Annotated in this window: 21 protein-coding genes and 4 pseudogenes; 14 read left to right on the forward strand and 11 right to left on the reverse strand. The window is 38.1% G+C overall.

Translation table 11 applies throughout. The annotated features are described in order from the left end of the window. Positions 1 to 15: 15 nt before the first annotated feature. Complete coding sequence (locus PGX00_RS21855) at positions 16 to 627, reverse strand: AraC family transcriptional regulator (protein WP_272140548.1); 612 nt, start codon at positions 625 to 627, stop codon at positions 16 to 18. Between the two features lie 193 nt (positions 628 to 820). Here PGX00_RS21855 and PGX00_RS21860 point away from each other — a divergent pair, with 193 nt between their 5' ends. Then, the gene (locus PGX00_RS21860; RefSeq protein ID WP_272140550.1) at positions 821 to 1,927 is read left to right on the forward strand and encodes a 1-acyl-sn-glycerol-3-phosphate acyltransferase; all 1,107 of its coding nucleotides are present in this window, start codon (positions 821 to 823) and stop codon (positions 1,925 to 1,927) included. Between the two features lie 61 nt (positions 1,928 to 1,988). Here the strand turns inward: PGX00_RS21860 and PGX00_RS21865 are convergent, their stop codons facing one another. Together PGX00_RS21865 and PGX00_RS21870 are read right to left on the reverse strand one after the other, a co-directional pair. Beyond that, on the reverse strand, positions 1,989 to 2,594 hold the full coding sequence (locus PGX00_RS21865; protein WP_272140553.1) for a hypothetical protein: 606 nt from the start codon (positions 2,592 to 2,594) through the stop codon (positions 1,989 to 1,991). A gap of 121 nt (positions 2,595 to 2,715) precedes the next feature. Continuing rightward, positions 2,716 to 3,027, reverse strand: coding sequence for a DUF406 family protein (locus PGX00_RS21870; protein ID WP_272140555.1), 312 nt, complete (start codon positions 3,025 to 3,027; stop codon positions 2,716 to 2,718). Between the two features lie 254 nt (positions 3,028 to 3,281). Between PGX00_RS21870 and PGX00_RS21875 the strand changes: the two are divergent. Beyond that, positions 3,282 to 3,748: pseudogene (locus PGX00_RS21875) on the forward strand (TetR/AcrR family transcriptional regulator). A gap of 31 nt (positions 3,749 to 3,779) precedes the next feature. Here PGX00_RS21875 and PGX00_RS21880 read toward each other — a convergent pair. Together PGX00_RS21880 and PGX00_RS21885 are read right to left on the reverse strand one after the other, a co-directional pair. Further along, on the reverse strand, positions 3,780 to 4,070 hold the full coding sequence (locus PGX00_RS21880) for a YgjV family protein (protein ID WP_272140557.1): 291 nt from the start codon (positions 4,068 to 4,070) through the stop codon (positions 3,780 to 3,782). Positions 4,071 to 4,342: 272 nt separating this feature from the next. Beyond that, entirely contained in the window at positions 4,343 to 4,657 is a 315-nt protein-coding gene (locus PGX00_RS21885; protein ID WP_272140558.1) for a DUF496 family protein, read from the reverse strand. 198 nt (positions 4,658 to 4,855) lie between these two features. Between PGX00_RS21885 and PGX00_RS21890 the strand changes: the two genes are divergently transcribed. The 7 genes and pseudogenes from PGX00_RS21890 (at position 4,856) to PGX00_RS21920 (ending at position 11,128) form a co-directional block, all read left to right on the forward strand. After that, positions 4,856 to 5,029 carry a hypothetical protein gene (locus PGX00_RS21890; protein WP_272140560.1) on the forward strand — a complete coding sequence of 58 codons (174 nt, stop codon included), beginning with the start codon at positions 4,856 to 4,858 and terminating at the stop codon, positions 5,027 to 5,029. Between the two features lie 74 nt (positions 5,030 to 5,103). Next, a pseudogene (locus tag PGX00_RS21895) lies at positions 5,104 to 5,638 on the forward strand (YceH family protein); the annotation flags it as partial. Positions 5,639 to 5,771: 133 nt separating this feature from the next. Then, positions 5,772 to 6,065, forward strand: a complete 294-nt coding sequence (locus tag PGX00_RS21900) for a GIY-YIG nuclease family protein (RefSeq protein WP_272140564.1) — start codon at positions 5,772 to 5,774, stop codon at positions 6,063 to 6,065. 121 nt (positions 6,066 to 6,186) lie between these two features. Continuing rightward, positions 6,187 to 7,332 carry a conjugal transfer protein TraF gene (locus PGX00_RS21905; RefSeq protein WP_407702406.1) on the forward strand — a complete coding sequence of 382 codons (1,146 nt, stop codon included), beginning with the start codon at positions 6,187 to 6,189 and terminating at the stop codon, positions 7,330 to 7,332. Between the two features lie 138 nt (positions 7,333 to 7,470). Beyond that, positions 7,471 to 8,568: an autoinducer 2-binding periplasmic protein LuxP gene (locus tag PGX00_RS21910; RefSeq protein WP_272140568.1), complete on the forward strand. Its 1,098-nt coding sequence runs from the start codon at positions 7,471 to 7,473 to the stop codon at positions 8,566 to 8,568. After that, entirely contained in the window at positions 8,565 to 10,238 is a 1,674-nt protein-coding gene (locus tag PGX00_RS21915) for a LuxQ periplasmic sensor domain-containing protein (RefSeq protein ID WP_272140570.1), read from the forward strand. Before PGX00_RS21910 ends, PGX00_RS21915 begins: the two co-directional genes overlap by 4 nt. 59 nt (positions 10,239 to 10,297) lie before the next feature. Next, positions 10,298 to 11,128 carry an ATP-binding protein gene (locus PGX00_RS21920; protein ID WP_272140572.1) on the forward strand — a complete coding sequence of 277 codons (831 nt, stop codon included), beginning with the start codon at positions 10,298 to 10,300 and terminating at the stop codon, positions 11,126 to 11,128. Positions 11,129 to 11,136: 8 nt separating this feature from the next. Here the strand turns inward: PGX00_RS21920 and PGX00_RS21925 are convergent, their stop codons facing one another. From PGX00_RS21925 to yccS, 4 genes are all read right to left on the reverse strand, one after another. Then, complete coding sequence (locus PGX00_RS21925) at positions 11,137 to 11,793, reverse strand: PilZ domain-containing protein (protein WP_272140574.1); 657 nt, start codon at positions 11,791 to 11,793, stop codon at positions 11,137 to 11,139. A 126-nt stretch (positions 11,794 to 11,919) separates the two neighbouring features. Continuing rightward, positions 11,920 to 12,201: a hypothetical protein gene (locus tag PGX00_RS21930; protein WP_272140576.1), complete on the reverse strand. Its 282-nt coding sequence runs from the start codon at positions 12,199 to 12,201 to the stop codon at positions 11,920 to 11,922. A 112-nt stretch (positions 12,202 to 12,313) separates the two neighbouring features. Next, a complete protein-coding gene (locus PGX00_RS21935; RefSeq protein ID WP_272140578.1) occupies positions 12,314 to 12,475 on the reverse strand; it encodes a hypothetical protein in 162 nt (53 codons plus the stop codon). Between the two features lie 147 nt (positions 12,476 to 12,622). Next, positions 12,623 to 14,794: a YccS family putative transporter gene (gene yccS / locus PGX00_RS21940; RefSeq protein ID WP_407702407.1), complete on the reverse strand. Its 2,172-nt coding sequence runs from the start codon at positions 14,792 to 14,794 to the stop codon at positions 12,623 to 12,625. Between the two features lie 192 nt (positions 14,795 to 14,986). On the opposite strand from yccS, the pseudogene helD reads away from it, so the two are divergent. Beyond that, positions 14,987 to 17,055, forward strand: a pseudogene (helD, locus tag PGX00_RS21945) (DNA helicase IV). Positions 17,056 to 17,068: 13 nt separating this feature from the next. After that, positions 17,069 to 17,437: a VOC family protein gene (locus PGX00_RS21950; RefSeq protein WP_272140580.1), complete on the forward strand. Its 369-nt coding sequence runs from the start codon at positions 17,069 to 17,071 to the stop codon at positions 17,435 to 17,437. A gap of 57 nt (positions 17,438 to 17,494) precedes the next feature. Here PGX00_RS21950 and PGX00_RS21955 read toward each other — a convergent pair whose 3' ends face one another. Beyond that, positions 17,495 to 17,950, reverse strand: coding sequence for a methylglyoxal synthase (locus PGX00_RS21955; RefSeq protein WP_272140582.1), 456 nt, complete (start codon positions 17,948 to 17,950; stop codon positions 17,495 to 17,497). 87 nt (positions 17,951 to 18,037) lie between these two features. Then, entirely contained in the window at positions 18,038 to 19,039 is a 1,002-nt protein-coding gene (torT, locus tag PGX00_RS21960) for a TMAO reductase system periplasmic protein TorT (RefSeq protein WP_407702408.1), read from the reverse strand. A gap of 89 nt (positions 19,040 to 19,128) precedes the next feature. Here torT and torS point away from each other — a divergent pair. From torS to rlmF, 3 genes and pseudogenes are all read left to right on the forward strand, one after another. Next, a pseudogene (gene torS / locus PGX00_RS23085) lies at positions 19,129 to 22,010 on the forward strand (TMAO reductase system sensor histidine kinase/response regulator TorS). A gap of 157 nt (positions 22,011 to 22,167) precedes the next feature. Further along, complete coding sequence (locus PGX00_RS21975) at positions 22,168 to 23,817, forward strand: SulP family inorganic anion transporter (RefSeq protein ID WP_272140591.1); 1,650 nt, start codon at positions 22,168 to 22,170, stop codon at positions 23,815 to 23,817. 97 nt (positions 23,818 to 23,914) lie between these two features. Continuing rightward, positions 23,915 to 24,955 (forward strand): 23S rRNA (adenine(1618)-N(6))-methyltransferase RlmF, encoded by a 1,041-nt coding sequence (gene rlmF / locus PGX00_RS21980; protein WP_272140593.1) that lies wholly within the window; start codon positions 23,915 to 23,917, stop codon positions 24,953 to 24,955.

Here is a 24,955-nt window from a genome sequence, read left to right on the forward strand (position 1 = left end):
GAATAAGCGAGTTGTCTATTGTGGTGTTACTCCGAAGCCAAATTCGTATAAAGTCCTAAATTCTTCAGTCGATAGATTAAACACTTCCGATGCAACCTGTTCTGTTTTTTGCCCAGAAAGTAGTCGCTTTCTTGCTTCGCGAAGTTTTAGTGATAAATGGACCTCGGCATTTAATCCTGCGTTATTATCGGGTAACCAACTATTAAATTGCTGACTTAACGAGTTCGTTGTTAATTTCGGCTTAATATTTCTAACCTCGTGGCGTACTACTTCAAGCAATACTTTATGGTATTCGTCATTACTTGGTACTTCACTTAACAGATGAAATGCGTTTACCGCTATATCGTTCGTTTCAACGTAACCAACCGAGTGAGTGAAAGGGTCGGATAACCTTTGTGAAAACGTTACGGTGGAAACTATAGATTGAGCGAGAAACGTGATTGACACTAAGCAGTCAGCGGGTATCCAAAAATATTGACCAGATTCTACTGCGAATTCATTTTTACCGATCTTTATTAGCACCACTCCTTGCGTTACGGTCAAAAGAGAATGCTTCAATGCTTTCTTTCTTGGAGTGACGGCAATGTGATGATGATTAGTGTTTTCAAATTGAATAGAGTAATTCATGGCAACCTCAAATAATTCGCCGCTAGGTTACCTGTTATTTCAGATAAAGCCAATATAGTTAGCTCTATCACAACAAATAGGAGGTCGTTAGATACATACTCTGGTCTGACCTTGATTAATTGACAATACTATTGCTGAATATGAAGCCAAGAGTGCGTAGAATTAACGCGATTTTAAATTTATGAAGAAGAATATGAATTCCGAACAAGATGTTTATCAAGAAATCCGACCATATAATGATTCGGAGATTAGTGGCGCGATTGATCGTTTGATTTGTGACCAAGAATTTGTCAATGCCATTATCAACCATCGTTTTGCCTCTAAGCCTGTGTGGCTCAAAACACTTCTTTCTCCGTTTATTAAGGTGATGCTTAAAACTAAATGGGGCAAGCTTAAAACAGTAAAGGATGTTCAACTAGAAATAGAGAAGTACCTAGCTAATACACTTCGTAAGACAACGGACGGGGTTAGTTTTGAAGGACTTGAAAGCTTAGATTCTAATGTACCGTACTTATTCATCTCTAACCATAGAGACATAGCTATGGATCCTGCGGTTATAAATTATGGTTTACATCATAGTAAGCATAAAACCGTCCGGATTGCGATTGGCGACAACTTGCTTAAGAAACCTTGTGCAACTGAATTAATGAAGCTTAATAAAAGCTTTATTGTAAAACGTTCAATTAAAGCGCCTAGAGAATTGATGAAAGCACTTGGTCAACTTTCATCTTATATTAAACATTCATTAGAAACAGGGAATTCAATCTGGATTGCACAACGAGAAGGTCGAGCTAAGGATGGTAATGATGTGACTGAACCAGCCATTCTCAAAATGTTTCATGTCGAAGGTCGAAAGAGAAAAGTAGCGTTTAATGAATACATTCACTCGCTGAACATCGTTCCTGTAGCCATTTCTTACGAAAATGATCCCTGTGATTTGGACAAAGCTCGCGAACTCGATGAGAAACTCAACAATGGTAGTTATCAAAAAACCGAATTCGAAGATATTGAAAGTATCGTTAAAGGAATAGTAGGGTACAAAGGAAAAATATCGGTTCGTTTTGGCCGTGTCATTGATCACAACGTTGATAAACCGGAAGAACTAGCAATAGAAATCGATAAGCAAATTCATGAGTTGTACAAGCTTTATCCAGTCAATCTTTATGCCGCAGGCATTGAAGATGATTCAGTATCAGACAAAGTTAAACGTGACTTCGATGAAAAGCTCAGTCAGTTATCCGACGGTGCTAAAGAAATACTAATCGATATGTATGCAAATCCGGTTCGTAATAAAGCCTAAAAAAAGGAGCGTGACGCTCCTTTTTACTTCCCTTTTTCACTGAGCGTCTAAATGGCTTTTATTATCGAGCTACCGCTCCACCTAGATTAAGACTCTTAGGCCAGGAAGTAATGACATTGCCACCTAAAAAAATATTGCCGCCAACCGTCATTGCTTCAGGAAACGTGGTTATTTTAGAACCCCCTATGTATAAGTCACCTTCTACTACAATGTTATCGGGTAATTTCGACAAAGGCGTACGAATCACACTTAGATCCCCTTTGACGGTAAATCTTGGTGGTAAAGAGTTTAGTTTTGTATCTGTAAAATTAATATAGCCACCGACTTTGATACCAGAAGGCCACCGCTCTAGATCTGAGCCAAGAAGGTTAACGAACCCCTTAATCTGAGTCCCTCGTCTAATTTGCTTTAATGTACTATTTGAAGCGTCTAAATTACCATTTACAGATAAGCCTTGTGGTAATTTTTCGATGCTTGTATTGGATATGTTTAAATTACCTTTAACAACGAGGCCAGTTGGCAGGGAAGTATACGGCTTATTTCTGAGGTAAAGATTACCGTAGTTATCCAGATGGTTAAGTATTTCGTATTCATCTAACGGTTGAGCGAAAGAGATGGATGTTGAAATCAAGCCACATAGAAGCAACGTTGTTTTTAAAATCTGCATAAATTAGTTCTTTAGGTGTGTATCTTGATATCGGCATGAAGTTAGAAAACTGAAGATATGTTGTACAACGAGCTAATGCATCCCGCTAAGCAAAACAATTTAGCTCGTAAATAATTTATGATTAACGACTTATTGAGCGAGATTTTAGCTCAAAAATCAGTTTTTCTGCGCTGACTTCAAATTTAAATTTAACGTGTAATTCTGTGATTCCGTCTGGAATTGGGGTCGTATCATATTGTACATTAGCGCAAATTTCTTTCGCTAGTGTCACATACTTGTCGAGCTCTAATTGTAAAAGCTGTTTGGATTGACCAAAGATAGAAACATCAGCGACTTCATCACCTTCACCGATTATAAAACCTACTTCAGCAGTAACACCACAGGCTTCACAAAGTTCATTTTCTGGATCAATACCATTTGTATATTCAGTCATAACGATTCCTCTTACTTTAAGTCGCTCTAGTTTACATTAGCTACTTGATAGATAACCAGAAAAATATAGTGACTTTATTTGATGGTTTTCAAGTTAGCTAGAGTTAGCAAAGTTGGATAGCAATAGTTGTGTAATGCCAATCACCTACGGATTAAAAGCATTTAATGTATATCTAATGGTATGAGTGTCCATATCACCTTAAGTCTCGCTTATCCGATGAATGAGCGCAAAAAATGTAGCGATAGGAGTTAGATATGCCTAAGAAAACAAAAGCAGAAACCAAAATTACGATTCAAAAAATTTCAGATGCAGTCGCTGATCAGTTACTTAAACTGGGATACGATAAAATGTCATACACAACATTAAGTAAACAAACAGGTATTTCAAGAACGGGTATTAGTCACCACTTTCCAAAAAAATTGACTTTATGACGGAGCTTGATGGCCGAATGTATCATATGCTTGAATCGCACCTAGAACTAGATGGAAAGTTAGAAAATTTTTCTGAAAGTTGGATTGATTCTTTACGCCAGCCTGAATTTATATCTATTTTAAGAACCCTTTTCCATCATATTGTTGCGATAGAAAACAGTGAGAAGCCGGTTTCAACAGGTATAGATAAGCTCTACCAGACGTTAAATAACAAATACGGTGTGGAAAGTAAAAAAGAGTTAGAGTGGCTTATAGGTAAGTCATTGATTGAAATAAACTTTAAAGCATAATAACTCACAATGAATCATCCCAGTAATTAACTTATTGGAGATGATTCATTGTGAAATTTATTGGGGAACTATGCTTTGATTGCTTCGATGTCGTTTGATTTTTTTCTTGGTACATCTTGATTAGGAAATAGACGTTTACACAAGCTATGAATGCATTGGTTGCAACAACGGGCATTGCACTAATCATCACACCATAAATTACGAAAAATGTACAACCGACAAAGTTTAAGATACGTAGTTTAACGATGTCCTTCATTGTTAGTGATATTGCTACCATGATGGATGCGACGTAACCCATAATCTCAATCATATTAAATTCCATTATTAATCCTCATTTGAATGCCGATAATTCGGTACCAATTCTTCTCGTCGTGAGATAAGTGAGGGAGCTCCGTGCCTCGAATGGTTTTACTTGTAACTGGGCGCAGAATATATCAGTAAGAGTATTGTGAGAAAAGCCGTAAAAAGAGGTTTGTTGATAGTTAGCGATTACGCAAACGTTTAACAATAAAAAATTTTGATCTTGTTACTAAATCTATTGAAAAATATAATAAAAAAACCTGCCGAAGCAGGTTTTTGGGTATCTGAACGATGCTATTTTTTACCCTGAGATTGCTTGTCTTCTTCAGTCAGCGTTCTTATACGTCGACTAATATCACGTCTAGCTTTAGAAATCTCAGCACTATTAATAATGTGGTCGTCAACGCGATCTTCATAATCTGCTTTCATATTTTTAATTATTAGAACGATTTCATCGGGTGACATTTGAGGCTTGATATAATCTAGAAGGTTGTCTAGAAGTTCTACACGTTTCGTGTTGTCGCGCACCTTCTTTTCATTATCTTGAAGTTCACGCTTTAGCTTATTTTTACGACGAGCCTGGTTCACAATCTCAAAAACGTTGTTCATAGCAGTATCTTCCTACCTTTAAGTAATGATGTTAACTTGCTAAAGCATATCAGAGGATTCAACATCAGTCATATCATTAATATAGAGTTTTTTTAGCACGGTGAAAGTAAACTGAGGTAAGGATTGAATTTGGTTAATATGGCACTATAAAATGAATAAAGTATCAACTGAGAGTTTGTGACATTTACGGTAACCTATATGCAGAAAACAAACAGCGCACCAGAACCTAACGAGGTAATTCGGTTGCAAAGTGCTTACTTGAAAGCACGACAAGAACAGGATCTTATTGATGTTGATCTGAATAGAGCTCGCATTATTTTAGTCGATCAAAAGGGAAACTTAATCAAAGAACTAATTAAAAACGAACATTAAAGGCAGTATTTTTTAGAACATGAAGCTAATCTGTCATAGAGTTTACTCAAAATAAAGAATAATAAGGAAAGAGTATGAAAATCGAATTGTCAGCTATCGAAGCGAGAGTCATTGGATGTCTATTGGAGAAAGAAGCAACGACGCCAGATCTATACCCGCTTACACTTAATAGTTTAACAAACGCATGTAACCAAAAAAGTAATCGTGAACCAGTGATGGCACTTAGTGAAAGCGAAGTACTAGACGCTGTTGATAACTTAATATCAAAACGCATGGTAAGTGATGAGAGTGCTTTTAATAGTAGAGTTTCAAAATATCGACACCGTTTTTGTAATACAGAGTTTGGCGACCTGCAATTTACGCAACAAGAAAAAGGTGTTGTGTGTTGCTTTCTTTTAAGAGGAGCGCAAACACCCGGTGAATTGCGAACTCGTACTAACAGATTGTGCCAGTTCACAGATGTCAAAGAGACTGAATCAGTATTAGATACGCTGTCTGCTGGTGAAGCAGAATCGGCTATTGTCGTTAAATTACCTAGAGAACCAGGTAAACGAGAGTCGCGCTACATGCATCAGTTTTGTGGAAAAGTTGATGTTACTGCGTTTACATCGGTAACGGCGAATCATCACATTGGCACAGATAAACGCGATAGTGAAAAAATACAACTTCTTGAAGAAGAACTGGATTCGCTTAAAAAGGAAGTTGCCGAACTGCGCGAAATGATAGAGCAATTTTTATAAAAATGTCTGATAAAGATGACAAGCCTAAAAATACGAGTTGGTGGGTATATTTAATCCGCAATAACAATAATGCTCTTTATTGCGGAGTCACCAATAACCTTGAGCGCAGATTCAAAATGCACCAAACGGGTAAGGGTGCAAAAGCGCTAAGAGGAAAAGGACCTCTGGTGTTAGAGTGGTCTCAAGAGCTTAATAATAAAATTGAAGCTATGCAGATAGAGTATAAAATAAAACGATTAAAAAAGGCTGATAAAGAAGCCTTGATTGTTGATACTCGTCTCTTCGTACCCAAATGAAGGTTTTTTGAAATTAAGTTTTTAGACCAATATCACTTAAATATCTATTCGTACTGTTAATATATATTAGATACCTATGGTATGAGCTTTTAATATAATTAATAATACAGTTGAGATGTCTATGATTAAGTTAAACAGAATCGCGTTGGCTATTGGTTTTGCAACTATTTCAGGAGCCGTATCTGCCGCTACTCATGTTGCTGATAGTCGAGGGAATGGTATGGGTAATACTGGAGTTGCTAGCGCAGACTATCTAGTTGCTCCATTTTATAACCCTGCATTGACGGCGATGTATCGAGAAGGTGATAGCTTTGGGCTGCTGATTCCGGCTATTGGTATGACAGCTAGGGATAGTGATGACACAATGCAAGAGATAGATGACCTTCAAGCGACTATCAACCAATTTGAAACGTCACCGAATCAATCAAATATCGAACAGCTAAATACTCATTTAGATAATTTGGAAGGTAATAAGCCTTTAACCGTTACAGCAGCAGCTGGTGTCGCGGTCGCAATTCCTAACTCTGTGGTTGCTGTGAACTTTTTTGGTCGAGGTTATGTAGAAATAATCGCTGAAACAGACGTTGCTTCCTATACATCAGATTCTGCAGAAGACACCACAACAAGGTATCAGAACTCAAATGTAAACATGGCAGCATTCGGGTATAGCGAATATGGTGTATCTTTTGCTAAAAACTTATTCCTTGGAGGACAACAATTTTCTTTCGGTATATCACCAAAATATCAGGAGCTAAGAACTTACTCTGATATTGTAAATGTCGATGACTTTGATATAGACGATTATGATCAAAGTGAAATTAATAAAAAGGCCTTTAATCTTGATATAGGTGCGGTTTGGTATCAGAATCAGTGGAGAGTAGCGCTAGCGGTTAAAGACTTGTTTAAGCAGGATATAGAAACTGCCAGCTTAAACTACAGATATGAACTTACCCCGCAAGCAACGTTGGGATTAGCTTATACGTCGAGATTTTTTACTGCAGCTCTAGACGCTGATCTTACGACTCAAACTCGCTATACAGATGTAGATGATGACACACAGTTCATCAGGTTCGGAATTGAGGGAAATGCATGGGACTGGTTACAATTGCGAGCGGGCTATCAGGTTGATATGGAAAGTACATTAGATAATATGGTTACAGCGGGTCTGGGTATATCTCCATTTGATATTGTGAACATAGATTTGGCTGGTTCGTATGCGGGCGATAACGAATTTGGGGCATCGGCAAATCTAGCACTAACGTTCTAATTTTTCCTTAAGTTTAGTAGATGAAAAGAAATCACTAGAAAAAGTTGGTGGTTTCTTTTTATATATGGACTCAATCTATTGGTATAAGTGCTTATTCTCTATTATGATTTGTGTATTGATCATAACCTAGGGGATTAAATGAAGTTAAGTTTTACTCAGCTAGCGTTACTGGCATGCCTCTACTCTTCTTTTGGTTTTTCCGTTGAAATACTTAGCCCGTATTGGAGTTATTCAGATTTTCTTGATGCTTATCCAGAACAGAAAATACTGACCAAGCATTTAACGGTTTCGGTCGGTAAGCCGCCTGTCCCCCTTGAACTTGTACAACAAGAACCTGTTCGTATATCCGTGCTTTATCCGGGAGAACAAGAATCAGATTATTGGCGACGAAATATTCTGGCTTTCGAGAGACGTCTAAATGAACTTGGTATTAAGTATTCACTAGAGCAAATATTTACGAAGCCGAATGCAGAGGCAAGAGATCAGAATCTATTTTTAAATAGCGCCCTTAAAAAAAATACCGATTATTTAATCTTTACTTTAGATACAGGCCGACATAAAAAGTTTATAGAGCACGTTCTCTATAACTCAGACGTTAAAATAATTTTGCAGAACATTACCACTCCAGTAAAAGACTGGGGAGAAAAACAACCGTTTCTCTATGCTGGGTTCGACCACTTGCTAGGAAGTCAAATGTTGGCAGATTATTTTAAAAAGACATTTCATAACGGTGCAAACTATTCAGTTCTGTATTTCTCCCAAGGTTATGTTAGTGATGCTAGAGGAGACACTTTTATTGATGCAATGGCATCTGAGAAAAATTTTAGACTCCAATCATCGTATTACACTAAAGCGAGCAAAGAAAGCAGCTATGACGCCGCAATATCAGCAATAGAAAAGACACCAGATTTGGATTTTTTGTATGCCTGTTCTACTGATGTGGCTTTGGGTGCTGTTGACGCTATTCAAAGAACTGGAAACCTTCAAATCAAGGTTAATGGTTGGGGTGGTGGTTCGGCAGAACTTGATGCTATTTCAAGCGGAGCGATGGACGTGACAGTGATGAGAATGAATGATGATACAGGTATCGCAATGGCTGAAGCGATAAAGTGGGATGTCGAAGGCAAAGACGTACCTACAGTATATTCCGGCGGTTTTGAACTCGTTACTAAGCATGATGATCTTGAAAAAATCAATCGTTTAAAAAAACGTGCATTTAGGTATTCAGATAAATGATTTTCAAACTGAATCCGTCTAAACCAAGATCAATGGCGAATCTAACGGCTCGACTTATTTTTATCGTCTTTACACTTTTAATTGCTTTGTTATTAGGTTTCAGTTACCAGTTTAGCTCCACGGCAGTCACCCAAGAAATAGAAAGAAATGTCACCCAAACCGCATCTCTATTGCAAAATTTAGTTGACTACCGATTAGGGACAATGCAGTCAACGCAAAATGGCCATACTCGAAGTGTAACGTTGACAGGTTTTATTGAATCTGAAGCTAAGTCAGAGATTGAAGATTACTTTTCATCTATCGATCAGACGAACCTAAGAAGTACCCCCGATTTTCGTTTTATCTCTAAGCCAGAAGGTCTTTTTTGGGACGACGGCAATGCGCCTTTCTTTGGCATTGGTCGAAGCCATCTAGAAGTGCTAGTAAAAGGTGTTGCGTATAACGATAGTTGGCATTTCGTAGCTTTAGATACTGATTCTAGAAACCAATACCTGCTCATAAGACGAGTACCAGTGATAGAAAATACAAGAGGTGAAGTAGTAGGAAAACTATTTATTGCAATAGTACTTAATAACAACTTCACATTGGTAGAGAACCTTAAGATAGCAAGTAATACTACTGAAATCGTGCTCTTGGTAAATGATAGGGCGGTTGCCTCTACCGTCAAACTTGATAGAGAACTGTTAATACGAATTCAGGATTCTAAGCGACCGTCGTTTACTCATAATAGCGAATTGATGGCGAATATTGTGGATTTAAAAATTAATGGGGTTAAAAGTCCAATAAGCGTTTATTCCTTGCAAGATAATAAAAATTTTCTGTCATTAGAAAATAACTTTAAAATTAGTCTTATTTTTTCATTGTTTTCTATTTTGGTAACTGCTGGGTTAGCTCGATTTTTAATTCAAAAGCGAATCACTAGTGAACTGACTTCGTTAATGGCGTATACACAACTAGCAGGAGATGAAAGAAAAGTCTCGAAGTTTGAAGGTTCAATAGTGTCTGAGTTTGATCATATTGGTCATACCTTGGAGCTTACATTTGCCGATCTTTTAGAAAAAGAGAAGCTATTCCAAGATTTATTTAACTTTGCATTGTCACCAATTATTGTTTGGAGTGGTGAAGGGAAAATTTTACGTATGAATCCAGCTGCAGAAAAAGCATTTCAAGTGGAAGGTGTTCATATTGAAAGAGATTACAGAACGTTTAAACATCTCATGTTATCTCATATAAAAATGGTTAGTACTGGAGCGGTGTTAACAGGAATAAAAATACCGATCAGTAAAACAGTTTATCTCTGGAACCTTTCCCCAATCTCTTTAGATGACGGAATCCATACCATTATTGGGCAAGGGCTTGATATTACTTCTCTTGTTGAAGCAGAAGAGCAAAGTAATCTAGCGAGAATTGAAGCAGAGAAGTCGGCTACGGCTAGGGCGGAGTTTATGGCTCGAATTAGTCATGAGATAAGAACGCCGTTGAACGGTATATTGGGTATATCGCAGTTATTGAAAAAGAGTGAACACAGTCAAGATCAAGCGGAAAAAATCGACGTTTTACGTCAAAGTGGTGAACATTTACTAGCGGTATTAAATGACATACTTGATTTTTCTAAAATTGAACAAGGAAAACTTAAGATTGAGAAAAAAGTTTTGTTTTGGCTAGCTTAGTTAATTCAATAAAAAACATATACGCTCCTTTATGTGAGGAGAAAAAGATTACGTTTAATGTGCACAATTTAGTTCCAACCAATACGACGTTACTGTCGGATCAGGTTCGCCTTAATCAGATATTATTTAATCTATTGAGTAATTCAGTAAAATTTACCCATTATGGACAGATTGACGTTACTTTTTCGGTTGTTCAAAACAAAATAAGTAACATGGTATTGTGTATTGAAGTCAGAGATACAGGTATTGGGATATCCTCAGAAAATTTAGAAACGATTTTTGACCCATTTACACAATCGGAAAAAACATCAATAAGAGAGTACGGTGGAAGTGGTTTAGGGCTATCCATAGTTAAATTGTTAGTAGAAATGCTTGAAGGCACAATAAAAATCACCAGTGAAGAGCATGTGGGGACTAAACTGTCGCTGCATATACCCGTAGAAGAACGACGTAAATTACCTCGTGTAAGCCTTAAAATAGACAAAACTAATTCGTTAGAGCTTTTCCACCGTCAATTATCTATGCTTTTGGTCGAAGACAACAAAACCAACGCGTATATTGCGCAAGCATTTTGTAAAAAATATGGAATGATAGTCGAATGGGTACAGGATGGTGTTACGGCAATCGAATGCCTTAAGACAAATGAATATGACCTGATCATGATGGACAATCAAATGCCTAATATGGATGGTATTGAAGCCACTCAAATTATTAGAAATGAACTACACATGAAAACACCAATAATTGCATGTACAGCTGACGGTTATGAAGACACCAAAAATGCATTTTTAGAGGCTGGTGCGAACTGTGTATTAGTAAAGCCTATAAAAGAACAACCTTTACGTGAGGCGTTTATTATACTAAAAAATGATTTGTCTAATGATCTTTAGACGATGAATCAACTTTCGAAGGAGAGGTCGAGTATTTCGTACTTAAGGTCATTTTGAATCTCTATAGCTTCTTCAAACTTAATACCAATCAATAACCCACCATTCTGGCGTCGGCAGTTAACTACGCTGCACTGAGGGATATCTTTAGGAAAGTGTTCGAGTTTAGGGCTAATGGTTACAATCGAATTTTTTTCCAAAGGGAGAGCTTCTTGTAAATAGATACCGCAACCTGAAGCAGAAAGATCGCGCAGCGTACCAGTAGATTTTGTTTCTTTATGCTCAAGTGTGATTGGTATATCAAGCTTAAATCGTTTGTGCTCTCTAATAGGTTTACTTTCAAAATTATAAGGTAGACGGACAAACATTAACCAAGTTGGTCGCGATATTACGGTGATTATCTTAGTTTTGAAAGCGATGATATGACCGAGATCAGTATCCGTAATCCCCCTGACAACAGCACTTACATTACTTGTCTTACGTGTGATTAAGTCTTCGACAGCCTTTTGGCTCATATCCAACAACATAAATTGGTTTTCTTTTATACCGATTAAATTACATTGCAGGTTATATTCATCTTTAGGGCCAAATTTTATGGTAACCGTAAGACGCATACCAAACTCTAAATATTGCTTAATGTTGTTCTTTTTTTGATTTGCTGTACTCATACGTTCCTTGAATAGTATATGTCCTTACATATTCTAGATTAGACGTATTCGATTGAGTTTTGTAGGGTTATTTTCAAATTCTGAATGATTGGTTAGTGTTGTGGGTGCGGTTAGTGTTAAGTTTTGCTAAATGTGTGTATCTAAAATCGTACCTATAATGTCGTTAGATCTCTGGATTAAGCTTGCTCCAGCTTGATTATAGGTTTTAGCTTGTTGGAGTTTGTTAAGAGACTCTTGGGTAGATGGCGATGGCTTCTCCTTGTTGATACTTAAGTCATCGTTATCAATTTTGTTAAATTCTAGATTATTCATTTTTTTTGCGTCAGCTATTTCGCTCGCCGCTTCTTCGGAAAGCAATTTAGAACGCTGTATTAACTGGTAACCTGAATTGATCGAAGAAACAGACATCACAATATCCTTAGCATCTAGATAAAGAATAATAGTGTTTGTTGTTAGTTTCAAATTTTTGAATGTAAATAGGTAGTTTATTGAGTCAGACTTGCAACAGGATAGTGTATTTTTAGCAGAACAAGCTAGAGATGAGTTCAAGCTCCTCTTCATTGATCAAAGGTTCAGGTTTGTTATCGAGTTTGGTTTCTATTTCATCGTGCAACTTTTTTAGTTGCTCGTGAGACAGTAATGCAACATTTGTCTGAAATTCTTCGAATTGTTTCTGACCCATTTTATTCTCTCAACACACTTTAGATTTCATTTAACTTTTGTACGGAATACCCTACAGGACTCCTCTGATAATATAGTACGAACAATTAAACCATTTGTAAGAATAATGTCAGGAGACATCAGCTCAATGTTAAATCTTAAACGCGTATTACGTTAATACCGCGTCTTTACGATTACGCTTAGCAAGTTTGTTAGCCAAAGATTGTAACTCTGGCAACATTCGATAGATTAAATGCAGCTGTTGTAAAACCATTCTGGCGGAACCTTCCTCATCTTGACGCCATGCTGACAGTTTTGTCTCTATATCACTATAAATCTGTTCGTTGATTTGCGATTGAGTATCATTGTGTAATTGCACATACAATGCCTCTAGTAGGCCATGGATCTCTCGATGAGCTTCAAGAATGAGTAAGTGTGTTGATTGTTCGGAAATTCTTTGTCTATGAGCTCCTAAGGCGGATATATAGCTGAGAAGGGCGTGGTTCAAAGTAAGAAATCTGAAACTATCATCAACAGAAGAGCGATGCTTGCCTGGTTCGACCAACATATTTGTTATTGCGGAACTAAGTAAGGATGTCTGATTATGGGCACGTCGGCGCGCTATTCGATAAGTTAAATCATTTTGTTTGCCTAATCTGTATTGCCCAATAATCTGTGCTAAATACAATTTGTTAGCTGAAATAGATTCAGCCATCACGTTATGTAATCGCCTAGATTGCCAATCGGGTAGAATATACGTCACAGCGCCTACTGCTAATAGGCAGCCAATTAGAGTGTCCGTTAATCTAGGCATGATGACCGCGAATCCTTCACCTAATTGGTTAAAACAGAATAAAACTAAGATCGTAATAAAAGCAGTCGCGTAGCTGTAGTTGTTGACACGAAAGACGAAAAAAGCAACGCAAGAAAGTACAATAATAATTAATTGGCTTAGCATGGAAGGAAAGAGCGACAATAGAATTACGCCGACAAATAACCCAATAAGGGTGCCTATCACTCTGGAGACTAACTTTTGGCGCGTAGCGCTATAGTTTGGTTGGCATACAAAAAGAGTGGTTAGTAAGATCCAATAACCCCTTTCTATATCGAACATTTGTATGATGCCATAGCCAAGTGTTAATGCGATTGATAATCGAATAGCGTGCCTGAAAAGCAGAGATGAAGGGTTAAGGTTGGATCTAACTCTTAGCCACATCTCCTTAAGGCTATGGGCATCAGTATCATCTAGAATATCGTCATTTTCTCTATTTATCGCATCAGGGTTACTTATATTAGATAGCAGCTTTTCGATAGTGGATAGGTTGCTAAAAAGATAGTTAAGTTGTTCTAATAAAGGTTTCCAACTCGTATTATTCTGATCTTCTAGGTATTTAATTGAACGCTGAATTTCTTCAAGTGCTTGGTTTGAATCTTCCCCATGTTCGTAGACAACACCGGAGTTAATACAAAACGCAATTTTTGAACAAGCGCGAGCTTGAAGGTCGATTAAATGTTTGAATCGGAACATAATATCTGAATGAATAAAAGTGCTCCCTAAGTCCTGGTATCGATAATGGCTAGAGCTTATTCTTTCGTGAATATCTTGTGCTAAAAAATAAATCTTAAGGAAGCGATCACTTGGACCGTCGACGATTCCTCGGTTAGATCGCGAGAGTATAATTTGCTTAAAATTGTTTAGTGCGACCACTATTTCCACGTTTAATTTAGCTTCGTGAATACGATAGGGTTGTGGAGTGAGGTTAGAAATCGGGTGGAAAAGGGTTTTCTTAGCGTCAAAATAATAGGAAAGCTGTTCAAATACGGTAGCTAAACTTTGTTGTACGGGCCTTAAGGGGGCAATGCTATACCAAACTGTAGAACTAAAAAAATACCATATAGCGCCAGTGAGAAGAAGTAATGGTTGTAGCCAAAGGTTTGTACTGCTATGTGCTCCTAACATTGTATAAATAGCGATAAGCAAAGAGCCAAAGGCAATTTTTGCGTATCGAGGACCTATAGCCCCTACCATTATAAAGCCTATAGAAGATGAAAAAAGTCCAATAGCAAATAAAACAGGATGGTCAAATAAAATCTCGATAGAAAATGTAGCGATAACGAAGCAAAGTACGGTCAAGACTTGCGCTTTTATTCTACCTTTAAAATTGTCATCTGATTCTGCTAAAGCTGCAGCAATAACACCTAAAATCAAAGGCGTGGCAGTTTCTTGTAGCTCAAAGTACCAACAAGGTATAGTGACACCGAGTAAAGTGATGAGTATAAGTAGGCCATGATTAATGGCTGGATTTACCCACAACTGACGAATATTAGTTAGAAATTGCACAGAAATAAGACTTCTTAGTAGTTGCTTAATTAGATTTAAGATCTTGCTTGATTAGAGCAATAAATCAACGGAAAAATGAATATTATTTTCAAGGTTAGGTTAATCTATTTTCTTATAAGTTAACTATTGAGCATAAAATAGTTGTACTATTTCAAGCTGAAAGTATTTGATTTTGCAAAGAGTGTATAGGATATGGAATTAAAGGCGAGTGACAACGCTCAGTTTTTTGTCCAAAAAGAATACAGCCATGTATTGATTGAAGGTGAACACCTAATAATATCTTCTGGTAGCAAAGAAGAAAGAATTCCTTTTTCTATATGGAATGGTGAAATAACGATTGAACGGGGCCTTTTTTGGGGGACGTTAACGTTTTACGCACACCCTGTTGAAGAGAGTGCAACGGCTTGGTTAGTGCAGGGGTTACCATGGAGTGAATGTAAGAGCTTCTCAAACTACGCTGTAAAAGCCTATAAAGAATGGCACGCAGAGCAGTGCAGAAATCTAAAGATCTATATTCCCAAATGGCAAGAAGAGCTTAAATTGCTACAGAAACAGCCTGCTTACTTACGCGATTCAGATGTTTATGCATGGCGAGAAGAAGTGTTTGAACAGCTAAGGGCTATAAATATATCGTTAGACGAAGCTGTTCAAAGAATGCCAAATACCATGAGCGATATATTATCGTGGGTTAATGATGTTGAGCATTTAGTAGACGATAGAAACGAACGTTGGTTAGAAACAGAAAGACTCAATTGGGAAGTGCTTTTCTCACAAATTGAAACCTCGCCACTTAATATTTCACAACAGCATGCCGTTTTACTTAACAATGATAATAACTTAGTTCTCGCAGGTGCGGGTGCAGGTAAAACGAGTGTACTCACTGCTCGTATAGCGTATTTACTTCAAAGCCATCTTGCTCAACCAGATCAACTTCTTATGTTGGCTTTTGGTCGAGATGCCGTTAAAGAGATGGAGCAACGTTTAAAAATCAAGATTGGTTCTGGTGCTCTTGATGTCACCGTGAACACTTTCCATCAACTTGGGCTCAATATTATAAATAGCGTAGAACAACGTTCAGTAGAAATAAGCCCTTTTTGTACGGATTCTAAACGTAAACTTAAATGGTGTAGTGACTGGTTAAAGGTTCATTGGCAGACAGACACAAATTTAAAACGTTGGCGTAAACACCTTTCGGTATGGCCGATAGCGTATTTAAAGGGTGATGACGAACTATCTGGTCAATCAGAAAATCCAAAACTGATTAGCTGGTTAGAATGCCAGTTAGACCAACTGTGCAGTACACATCAATCTAAGAAGCAATTGCAACAAAGGTTGATAGACCAAGTTGAGTACCCAAGGTTAAATAGCGAACTCGCTTTAGTATGGCCTTGCTATCTAGCATGGCAACAAATGCTAAAAGAAGAAGATAAACTCGATTTTTATACGATGATCACTCGAGCGACTGAATACGTAGTAAAAGGGAAGTTCTCTTCACCTTGGCGCTATATTATGGTTGACGAATACCAAGATACATCCCCAGATCGTATCGCGCTTATTGACGCGCTATGCACGAACAAAAAGGGAGAGTTGCAATCGAGCCTTTTTGCTGTTGGTGATGATTGGCAATCCATCTACCAATTTGCAGGTGCTGACGTTGATCTTACTACGGGTTTTGCAGAACGCTTTGAAAGCTCGTCTGTCCACCATTTAGATACCACATATCGCTTTAATTCTATGATCGCAGAGGTGGCAAATAAGTTCATACAAAAAAATCCGAATCAATTAGAAAAAGAACTGAATAGCCATTTTATTCAAAAACAAAAGTCGATCACTATCTGTAGCAACAAACGTTTAGAAAAAGTATTAGACCAACTTCATCGGAAAGCCAAAAAGAATAAAACAGTCCTCTTGTTAGGTAGAAACCATTACCATAAACCAGAGCTACTAAGTGAATGGAAAAAAGTTTTTATAACTTAAAATTAGACTTTATGACTTGCCACGCTAGTAAAGGTAAAGAAGCTGATTATGTGTTTGTACTTTCTGTGGATGATGGTCAGTTTCCGCCAAGTCAGAGACATAAACACTTAAATATGGTGTTATGTGAAGGTAATGATAATTATGCACATGCCGAGGAAAGGCGTCTATTTTACGTTGCTATGACGAGAGCAAAAGAGCACGTATGGATTACACATGGTTCACACCCTTCTTGTTTTGTAAGTGAATTATTAAACGATGATTATCCAATTTTAATGAGTAGTTAATTAGGAGAGTTTTATGTCAAATGATATTAAACCTAGCCACAATTCCATCAACTATATCGAGTTTGCAGCAACTGAATTTGTAAAAACGAAAGCGTTTTTTAGCCGTGTATTTGACTGGACCTTTGAAGATTATGGTGAAGAGTATATGGCCTTTACTGGCATCGGTTTAACGGGTGGTTTCTACTATTCTCAAGGTGTATCTGTTCAAGAAAAAGGTGGAGCTCTACTTGTTTTTTACAGTGATAACCTAAGCAAAAGTGTTACTGAGGTTAAAGAGGCTGGTGGCATAATTAACAGAGATATATTTGAGTTTCCTGGCGGTAGGCGTTTTCATTTTATAGAACCAAGTGGCAATGAAATGGCCGTTTGGAGTGACAAATAGACACAAAATCAACAAGAAATTGAAATGAAGTGAGGGGCATTAATATGCCCCTCTTTGTTAGGTTCTGTCGGCTAAATAAGATTGGTAGTCTGGGATCTCAATAACGACTTCTTGTTCTAATAGCTTAGATTCAAACAAAAATTTAGCCGATGCACGGTTAGTTGCAACCGGGATATTCCAAACACTGGCTATTCTCAGTAGTGCTTTTACATCAGGGTCATGTGGAACCGAGTTTAGTGGATCCCAGAAAAAAATCAGCATGTCGATTTTGCCTTCAGAGATTAGCGCACCAATTTGTTGGTCGCCTCCCATAGGGCCAGATATCATACTTTTAATAGCCAAGCCGGTTTCTTTGCTTAACATGTTGCCAGTGGTGCCAGTTGCATATAAAAAGTGACTTTGTAGTTTATCTTTATTTTCTTCTACCCAACGAAGTAGCTCGGGTTTGTAATGATCGTGAGCGACCAGCGCGATGTGTTTGTGTGCTGGAATGGTTCTGGTTGTTGTTTTCATTTGTTATTCCATATTATTACAATCGATTTATAAGTTATTTGGTTAACTAGCAATTAGTAACGGCTAATGAGTTGTTTGTTATATATGCTATTGCTCATGAGTCACTGAAAATGTTGGCCTGAATTCAGAAGGAGACAGTGAATCTCGAGTAATTGTATTCTTCAATGAGTTCGGCGTTAAAGTCTCAATGGTCGGCGATTCATTTGTACTGTAAGGTATTTTGTTCAAAAAGGCGTGGGCTTGTCTTATAGAAAGTCGGCCTTGCAGGACCATTTTATCTGTTGATGTGAAAAGAACCTTGTCACGCAATAACGCTCTATATATACCGTGGCTAAAGTAAAATGAAACAAGCCGAATGTCTTTCTCTTTTCCAGCAGCCCTAACTTCACTTATAGCGGCTTCTATCGCAACGGCACTGCCTACAATGTAATCTACGGTCGTTTCTTCTAGTACTTGCTGTACTAGGTTACGTTGAAGCTCTTTGTCGTTGTCTGCCCAAAGTGTACTGACAATAGTGACATCAGAATCTTGAATAGCGTCATAGAAACCGTTATTACTTGGTTTAGTTCCACCACTCATTTTAGGGCCGGGTAACCAAGCAATTTTAACGTTTCCCGAGCCTTTAGGGTGTTGTTGCGCTAAGTATTGTCCGGCGTTATAGCCCATCCAATACCAGTCAACGCCAACGGAACCTTTGAACTGTGGTTTGTCTTGCTCGCCTAAATAAAGTTTATTGACCGTCGAAAACAGTGGGATATCGCCTATCAATTTAGGTATTTGATCCATATAGGCTTGAGGGGATACCGTCCCTAATATAATGGCATCTGCACCCCAATCGCGACAATTGGCGAGTTGCTGGCGTTGCTTGTTTAGATTTGGGTAACCGCCGGACTCGAATACTTTTAAATCGATACCATAAAGCTTACTTTCGCTAACCATACCGTAATTAACAGATAGCCAATATGAGTCTTTTAGGTGGGGGTAGATAGCGCAAATTTTTTCAGCAGCTTGAGTAACGATTGGTGTACTCAGCAACCCTAAAATTACGCAGGCGTTTCCTACAGCTAAGTTTCTAAAGCACGAGGTCATAGATAGAGAGACAGGTTATTGATATTCACCTAACAAAATATATCCTATTGTGTATAAGTTAGGAAGTATTCATTTTTAAGGCTCAAAACATGTTGTTAGCGTCAGCAAGTATTGGTAGAAAACTACTCTTGTCCTTTGCCTCTATGGCGGGCTTGCTCATTTTGGCTGTCGTCATTGGAACTTCTGGTTTTTCTTTTGTCGCAGAAACAGAAAAACAGGTAATAGATTCGTCTGTACCTGCAATGATTCAGGCAAGAGAAGTTTCTGAACAGAGTTCCCGAATTCTCTCTTCTTTAGGGGTTCTATCAAACGCCAAAACCGAAAAAGAAAGGCAACAGGCTGGTTTACTGCTTTTTGCTCAGTTAGAGAAGCTATTGGAAAAAATTAAACAACTTGGGGATAAGCCATTCGATGTGGCTATTTTAGAAAGGTTGGAAAATAGAGTTCAGGATGTGATAGACACCATTGTTGAACTTGGTGTTGTTGTAGAAGAAAAAATATTTTTAGAGCATGCAATTATTTTACAAGTTGAAGAGATGCGTCAACTTGCTGCAGAGTTAGAAACACTAACACGAACCCAAGTATTAAACACAAGTACGATAGCCGTCGCCAACGTGACTAATATTTATAATTTAATAAAAGAACAAGATAAAGAATCGGTCTATCAAGCGTTAGATAATTTGATAGAGGTAGACCTTGATCTATCTGAGCGTTTACACGAATTACATCTCCTAGCTTTTCAAATGCTTGCTCATATTGAAGAGGCAAAAACACTAACAAATTCAACTCGAATACAGCAGCTCAGAGTTGAGTTTGATCACAATGTAGAAATTATCAAACGTCGTATCCAGTCTGTAGAGGACCCGACTCGTTCTCGACAAATGCAAGCCCTTGTCAATGAATTGGAATTAAAAAAAGAAGTGTTTGATTATTTAGAACAACGATACGACAACAGTGAAAACGCGGAAAGTTTAAAAGCTCTTAACCTTACTCAATTATCTGAATTGAATAAAACAGTCAGCCTACTGGTCGATGAATCAAACAGTGATACTGCATTAGCGATAGAAGATTTAAGTGAAACACTGAATTACGCAAAATGGTCGTTGATTGTTCTGTCTCTATTTGGGTTGGTGGCGGTGAGCTTTATACTTTGGAATGTGGTTTATTTGTCGGTTGTTAAAAAGCTACACATTTATTCTGACGCTATTCGTTCGGTCGCGAAGGGAGAACTCGACTTTGATATTGACGTAAAAGGTAGCGATGAGCTTGCCCAGATGGGCAAAGCTATCGTTACTGCACGAGATACGGCAGAGAAACTTCAAACTGTAGCCGCAAGTGAAGCATTAGCTAAAACTGAGCTGGAAGATCATAAAGCGCACCTTGAGCAAACCATAACTGAGCGGACAAAGCAGCTTAGAACAACCAATGATAAGTTAAACCAAGAGGTGTCAAAACATAACCTAGCTAGATTGGAAGCCGAGCAAGCTAACCGAGCTAAAACGGCTTTTCTTTCAACGATGAGCCACGAAATTAGGACACCAATGAATGGTGTACTTGGTACAGCAACGCTTTTAGGTGAAACCCCACTTAATAGTAAACAAGAGCAATATGTCGATGTTATTAATAGAAGTGGGACAGCATTGCTCGGCATATTAAATGATGTGCTCGATTATTCAAAAATTGAAGCTGGTTTCTTAGAAATACGGAAAGAAGCCTTTAACCTTTTTGAACTTGTTACTGATGCTTATCAACTTCAAAGAAGTAATGCCTTGGAAAAAAACTCGATTTTTCCATGCATGTTGATAAGGAAGCTAGGGGTTACTGGTTTGGCGACGCGACGCGAATAACGCAGGTTCTAAATAATTTAATTAGTAACGCTATTAAATTTACGTCATACGGTGGCGTGAGTGTAAATGTCTCAATGGATGAACGCAACGAAGGTTACGTGTTGTTTCGAGTAATAGACACCGGTGTCGGTATTTCAGAACAGGATAAGGATAAACTGTTTGATGCCTTTACCCAAGTTGGTAGTGCAAAAGCGAAATTGGGGGGCACAGGGTTAGGATTAGCGATTAGTAACAAGATAGTGACGGCATTACATGGTTATCTAGAGGTAGGTTCACAACTAAACCAAGGAAGTGTTTTTAGCTTTTCTATCCCCTTAGAACCTGCAAAGGAAATCACGACAGAGCAATCATCAGCAAGGTCAGAAAACAACCTCATTGCCAATATAATCATGGTAGAAGACAATCCTGTTAATCGTCTTGTAGCCGAAGGCTTTTTAACAAATCATGGGCACAAAGTCGTTATTGCTGAAAATGGAGAGCAAGCGAAGTCTATTTTCAAACAGCAAAAATTTGATATTGCTTTGTTAGATATAAACCTTCCAGATTGTAATGGTGTCGAGCTATTAGCTGACTTAAAGGCAATCGAAATGACTGGACTTATTGATGAAAGCCAACGTATACCGATGGTCGCAATTTCTGCGCATGTATTTAATGAAGAAGTTCAAGGTTACTTAAATGCGGGCTTTGACGCTTATTTGTCAAAACCAATCGACAAAAATAAATTGCTTAATCTCGTCCAATCAACTCTAGAAGGAAGAATAATGCAATTGCCACAGCAATTATGTAATCCAGTAGACTCGAAGACATTGGTTGATTCTCGAGTATTAGAAGCAGATAGAGAAGTATTGGGGAATGAAAAAGTAAGTGAGTTAATTTCACTATTTGAAAACAGTAGCAGCACCATTATCAACCAAATTGATGAAGCGGTAACGGAATTAAAACCCGACTTGGTAAAGCAGTTAGCGCATAAATTAAAGGGTTCAGCGGGTTCGATGGGAATGAACGCACTTCATATTCAATGTCTTGAAGTAGAAGCTGACCAATCTCCTATTGATAAGTATTTGGAGCAACGTGATTTGATAGTTTTGACCCTAGAAAAGTCGATTTCAATGGTTAAATCATAGATATGACCTAGATCACCTGCATGAGTCTTATTACCACTGTTTTTGTATATAATTAGTTATCTTTGATCAACATTTTATAGCATTTTAATTGTTATAGTCTCTGCCGTTAGTTTTCACTTAGTATACGAATAGGCAAACAGAGCTGTAAGGTCGAAAAATGATAGCGTTAAAAGAAGCGTATAAAGCTGGCTTGCTACAGAAAAAATACTGGATGAATAATATTTTGTCTGGTGTCATCGTTGGTGTTGTCGCTTTGCCTTTGGCAATGGCATTTGCTATCGCATCTGGCGCGAAACCTGAGCAGGGTATTTACACGGCTATTATAGCCGGTTTTTGTGTGTCTATATTTGGTGGTAGTCGACTACAGATAGCAGGACCTACTGGTGCCTTCATCGTTATATTGTCGGGTATTACGGCTGAACACGGTATTATAGGGTTGCAAATTGCCACTTTTATGGCCGGAATAATATTGTTCATCTTTGGTCTGACAAAACTTGGTTCTATTATAAAGTTTATTCCTGCCCCTGTTATTGTCGGATTTACTGCAGGTATCGGGGTCATTATATGGGTAGGCCAATGGCGTGATTTTTTTGGATTACCAGCGGTAACAGGAGAACATTTTCACCAAAAGATAGTTATGCTCATTCAGTTGCTTCCGCAGTTTCATTTAACAACAACATTATTTGGTGTTACATCGTTATTGCTTCTAATAGTGTGCCCAAAGCTTCCCAGGGTTAATAAAATCCCTGCTCCTTTGATTGCTTTAGTCCTTGCAACAGCTTCTCAAGCAATATTCCAATTTGATGGTATTAAAACAATAGGAACAGCGTTTGGTGGTATTCCACTAGGTTTGCCTTCATTTGAACCTTTAAGTTTTGAGTGGAGTCAGGTGATTACTCTTATTGGTCCTGCATTTGCTATTGCGATGCTTGGTGCAATAGAATCGTTGCTCTCTGCTGTTGTAGCTGATGGTATGGTTGGAACCAAACATAACTCCAACCAAGAATTAGTAGGGCAGGGAATCGCAAATATGGTATCGCCTTTGTTTGGTGGCTTTGCTGCAACGGGGGCAATAGCACGCACAGCGACAAATATTCGTAATGGTGGTAATAGCCCTCTTGCAGGGATTGTACATGCCATAACTCTTGGTATTGTGGTTTTGGTTCTTGCTCCTTTAGCTGACAACATACCTTTAGCAACTTTAGCTGCAATTCTATTTGTCGTTGCATGGAATATGAGCGAAGCAAAACACTTTGTTAAGATGATGCGAACGGCACCTCAAGCCGATATAGTTGTCCTGCTTATCACATTCACATTAACTATTTTCGCCGATCTAGTTGTTGCCGTTAATATCGGTGTCATTCTCGCGACGCTTCATTTTTTACGTCGTATGGCATCAAGTGTCGAAGTGTCTATGCAGTCATCAGAACTAATCAATAGTGAAAGAGTATTAACAGGCATTTCATCACTTCCTAAAGACACTATTGTTTATAACGTTGATGGCCCTTTCTTTTTTGGTGCGGTTGATAGTTTAGAGCGAACATTGTCAGAGACCAAAACTGAACCAGAATATTTAGTTATTCGATTAAAGTGGGTTCCTTTTATCGACATAACGGGGATAGAAGCTTTAGACAAAGTTATAAGAGAATTACAGCGCCGAGGAATCCGCGTTATGGTTTCAGGAGCTAACTCAAGAGTTGAGAAAAAACTGGAAAAGGCAGGTGTTCTTGAACTCATCGGTGACTATTATTACTTTGACTCTTTTGACGACGCGATAAAGGCAATACGAGAAAGGCAAGTAGTTTAAGTGTATAGGCGTATAGATTTTTTCAGAATCGATAGAGTTGACAATAGGTAGTAAAGCTCTTTATTCTCCTTTCTGAATTCGAACCTTGTAGCCTTTCATGAACAAAATAAAAAACACCTCTTTTAAAAAGCGCTCGATTGATACGAAAACCGCCATCCAGGTTAAAATCGTAAGCAGTCCGGCTGGACTACACCCAAAAAACAAACATCATGGGCGCTACAATTTTGAACATCTGGTGAAGGCACTGCCCGAATTGGAAAGGGTTATAACTAATAATCCTAGAGGTGAGCACAGTATTGATTTTTCAAACCCTTTGGCCGTTAAACTACTCAATAAAGCGTTGCTTTGTCGATATTATGATGTCAAAACCTGGGATATTCCGGAAGGGTATTTATGCCCTCCAATCCCGGGTCGTGCTGACTATATTCATCGCGTCGCGGATTTGCTTCGTAATGAAAGTAAAGGGCTGAAGCATCATCTTGTTCGCGTCTTGGATATCGGCGTCGGTGCTAATTGTATTTATCCTATTATCGGTGTGGTTGATTATAAGTGGAGTGTGGTTGCAAGCGACATTGATCCTGTTTCGATTCACTCTGCAAAGGAGATAGTGACAAATAATTTACCACTTAAAGGCAAGATTGAATGTCGACTTCAAACTGACAGCAAGAATTTCTTCCAAAATATCATATTACCAGGTGAATATTACGACATCACAACTTGCAATCCACCTTTTCATAAATCACTTTCAGATGCTCAGCAAGGTACGGATAGGAAAATAAAAAACTTAGCATTAAACCGTCAAAAGCGAGGGAAATCAGCAAATATAGTAGCCGAAAAAACGCAACCAGCACTTAATTTTGGTGGGCAAAAAGCTGAGTTATGGTGTACTGGTGGCGAGGCGGAGTTTGTTAAGAATATGGTGTTAGAAAGTCGAGAGTTCGCTGACCAAGTACTTTGGTTTTCTACACTTATTTCCAAAAAAGAAAATGTCCGATGGATGAAGAAAAACTTAGAAAAAGTAAATGCTATCGATGTACAGATTCTAGAAATGAGTCAAGGACAAAAAGTAAGTCGAATTGTTGCGTGGACGTTTAAAACTCACCAGCAAAGACAGCAATGGTTAAAATTAAAAAGTTAA

Source organism: Vibrio algarum, from assembly GCF_028204155.1.
GTDB lineage: Bacteria > Pseudomonadota > Gammaproteobacteria > Enterobacterales > Vibrionaceae > Vibrio > Vibrio algarum.

What these genes read in the sequence shown, in the direction of transcription:
- PGX00_RS21855 (WP_272140548.1), bottom strand. Translation starts at nt 627, where the DNA reads ATGAATTACTCTATTCAATTTGAAAACACTAATCATCATCACATTGCC.
- PGX00_RS21860 (WP_272140550.1), top strand. Translation starts at nt 821, where the DNA reads ATGAATTCCGAACAAGATGTTTATCAAGAAATCCGACCATATAATGAT.
- PGX00_RS21865 (WP_272140553.1), bottom strand. Translation starts at nt 2,594, where the DNA reads ATGCAGATTTTAAAAACAACGTTGCTTCTATGTGGCTTGATTTCAACA.
- PGX00_RS21870 (WP_272140555.1), bottom strand. Translation starts at nt 3,027, where the DNA reads ATGACTGAATATACAAATGGTATTGATCCAGAAAATGAACTTTGTGAA.
- PGX00_RS21880 (WP_272140557.1), bottom strand. Translation starts at nt 4,070, where the DNA reads ATGGAATTTAATATGATTGAGATTATGGGTTACGTCGCATCCATCATG.
- PGX00_RS21885 (WP_272140558.1), bottom strand. Translation starts at nt 4,657, where the DNA reads ATGAACAACGTTTTTGAGATTGTGAACCAGGCTCGTCGTAAAAATAAG.
- PGX00_RS21890 (WP_272140560.1), top strand. Translation starts at nt 4,856, where the DNA reads ATGCAGAAAACAAACAGCGCACCAGAACCTAACGAGGTAATTCGGTTG.
- PGX00_RS21900 (WP_272140564.1), top strand. Translation starts at nt 5,772, where the DNA reads ATGTCTGATAAAGATGACAAGCCTAAAAATACGAGTTGGTGGGTATAT.
- PGX00_RS21905 (WP_407702406.1), top strand. Translation starts at nt 6,187, where the DNA reads ATGATTAAGTTAAACAGAATCGCGTTGGCTATTGGTTTTGCAACTATT.
- PGX00_RS21910 (WP_272140568.1), top strand. Translation starts at nt 7,471, where the DNA reads ATGAAGTTAAGTTTTACTCAGCTAGCGTTACTGGCATGCCTCTACTCT.
- PGX00_RS21915 (WP_272140570.1), top strand. Translation starts at nt 8,565, where the DNA reads ATGATTTTCAAACTGAATCCGTCTAAACCAAGATCAATGGCGAATCTA.
- PGX00_RS21925 (WP_272140574.1), bottom strand. Translation starts at nt 11,793, where the DNA reads ATGAGTACAGCAAATCAAAAAAAGAACAACATTAAGCAATATTTAGAG.
- PGX00_RS21930 (WP_272140576.1), bottom strand. Translation starts at nt 12,201, where the DNA reads ATGTCTGTTTCTTCGATCAATTCAGGTTACCAGTTAATACAGCGTTCT.
- PGX00_RS21935 (WP_272140578.1), bottom strand. Translation starts at nt 12,475, where the DNA reads ATGGGTCAGAAACAATTCGAAGAATTTCAGACAAATGTTGCATTACTG.
- PGX00_RS21950 (WP_272140580.1), top strand. Translation starts at nt 17,069, where the DNA reads ATGTCAAATGATATTAAACCTAGCCACAATTCCATCAACTATATCGAG.
- PGX00_RS21955 (WP_272140582.1), bottom strand. Translation starts at nt 17,950, where the DNA reads ATGAAAACAACAACCAGAACCATTCCAGCACACAAACACATCGCGCTG.
- torT (WP_407702408.1), bottom strand. Translation starts at nt 19,039, where the DNA reads ATGACCTCGTGCTTTAGAAACTTAGCTGTAGGAAACGCCTGCGTAATT.
- PGX00_RS21975 (WP_272140591.1), top strand. Translation starts at nt 22,168, where the DNA reads ATGATAGCGTTAAAAGAAGCGTATAAAGCTGGCTTGCTACAGAAAAAA.
- rlmF (WP_272140593.1), top strand. Translation starts at nt 23,915, where the DNA reads ATGAACAAAATAAAAAACACCTCTTTTAAAAAGCGCTCGATTGATACG.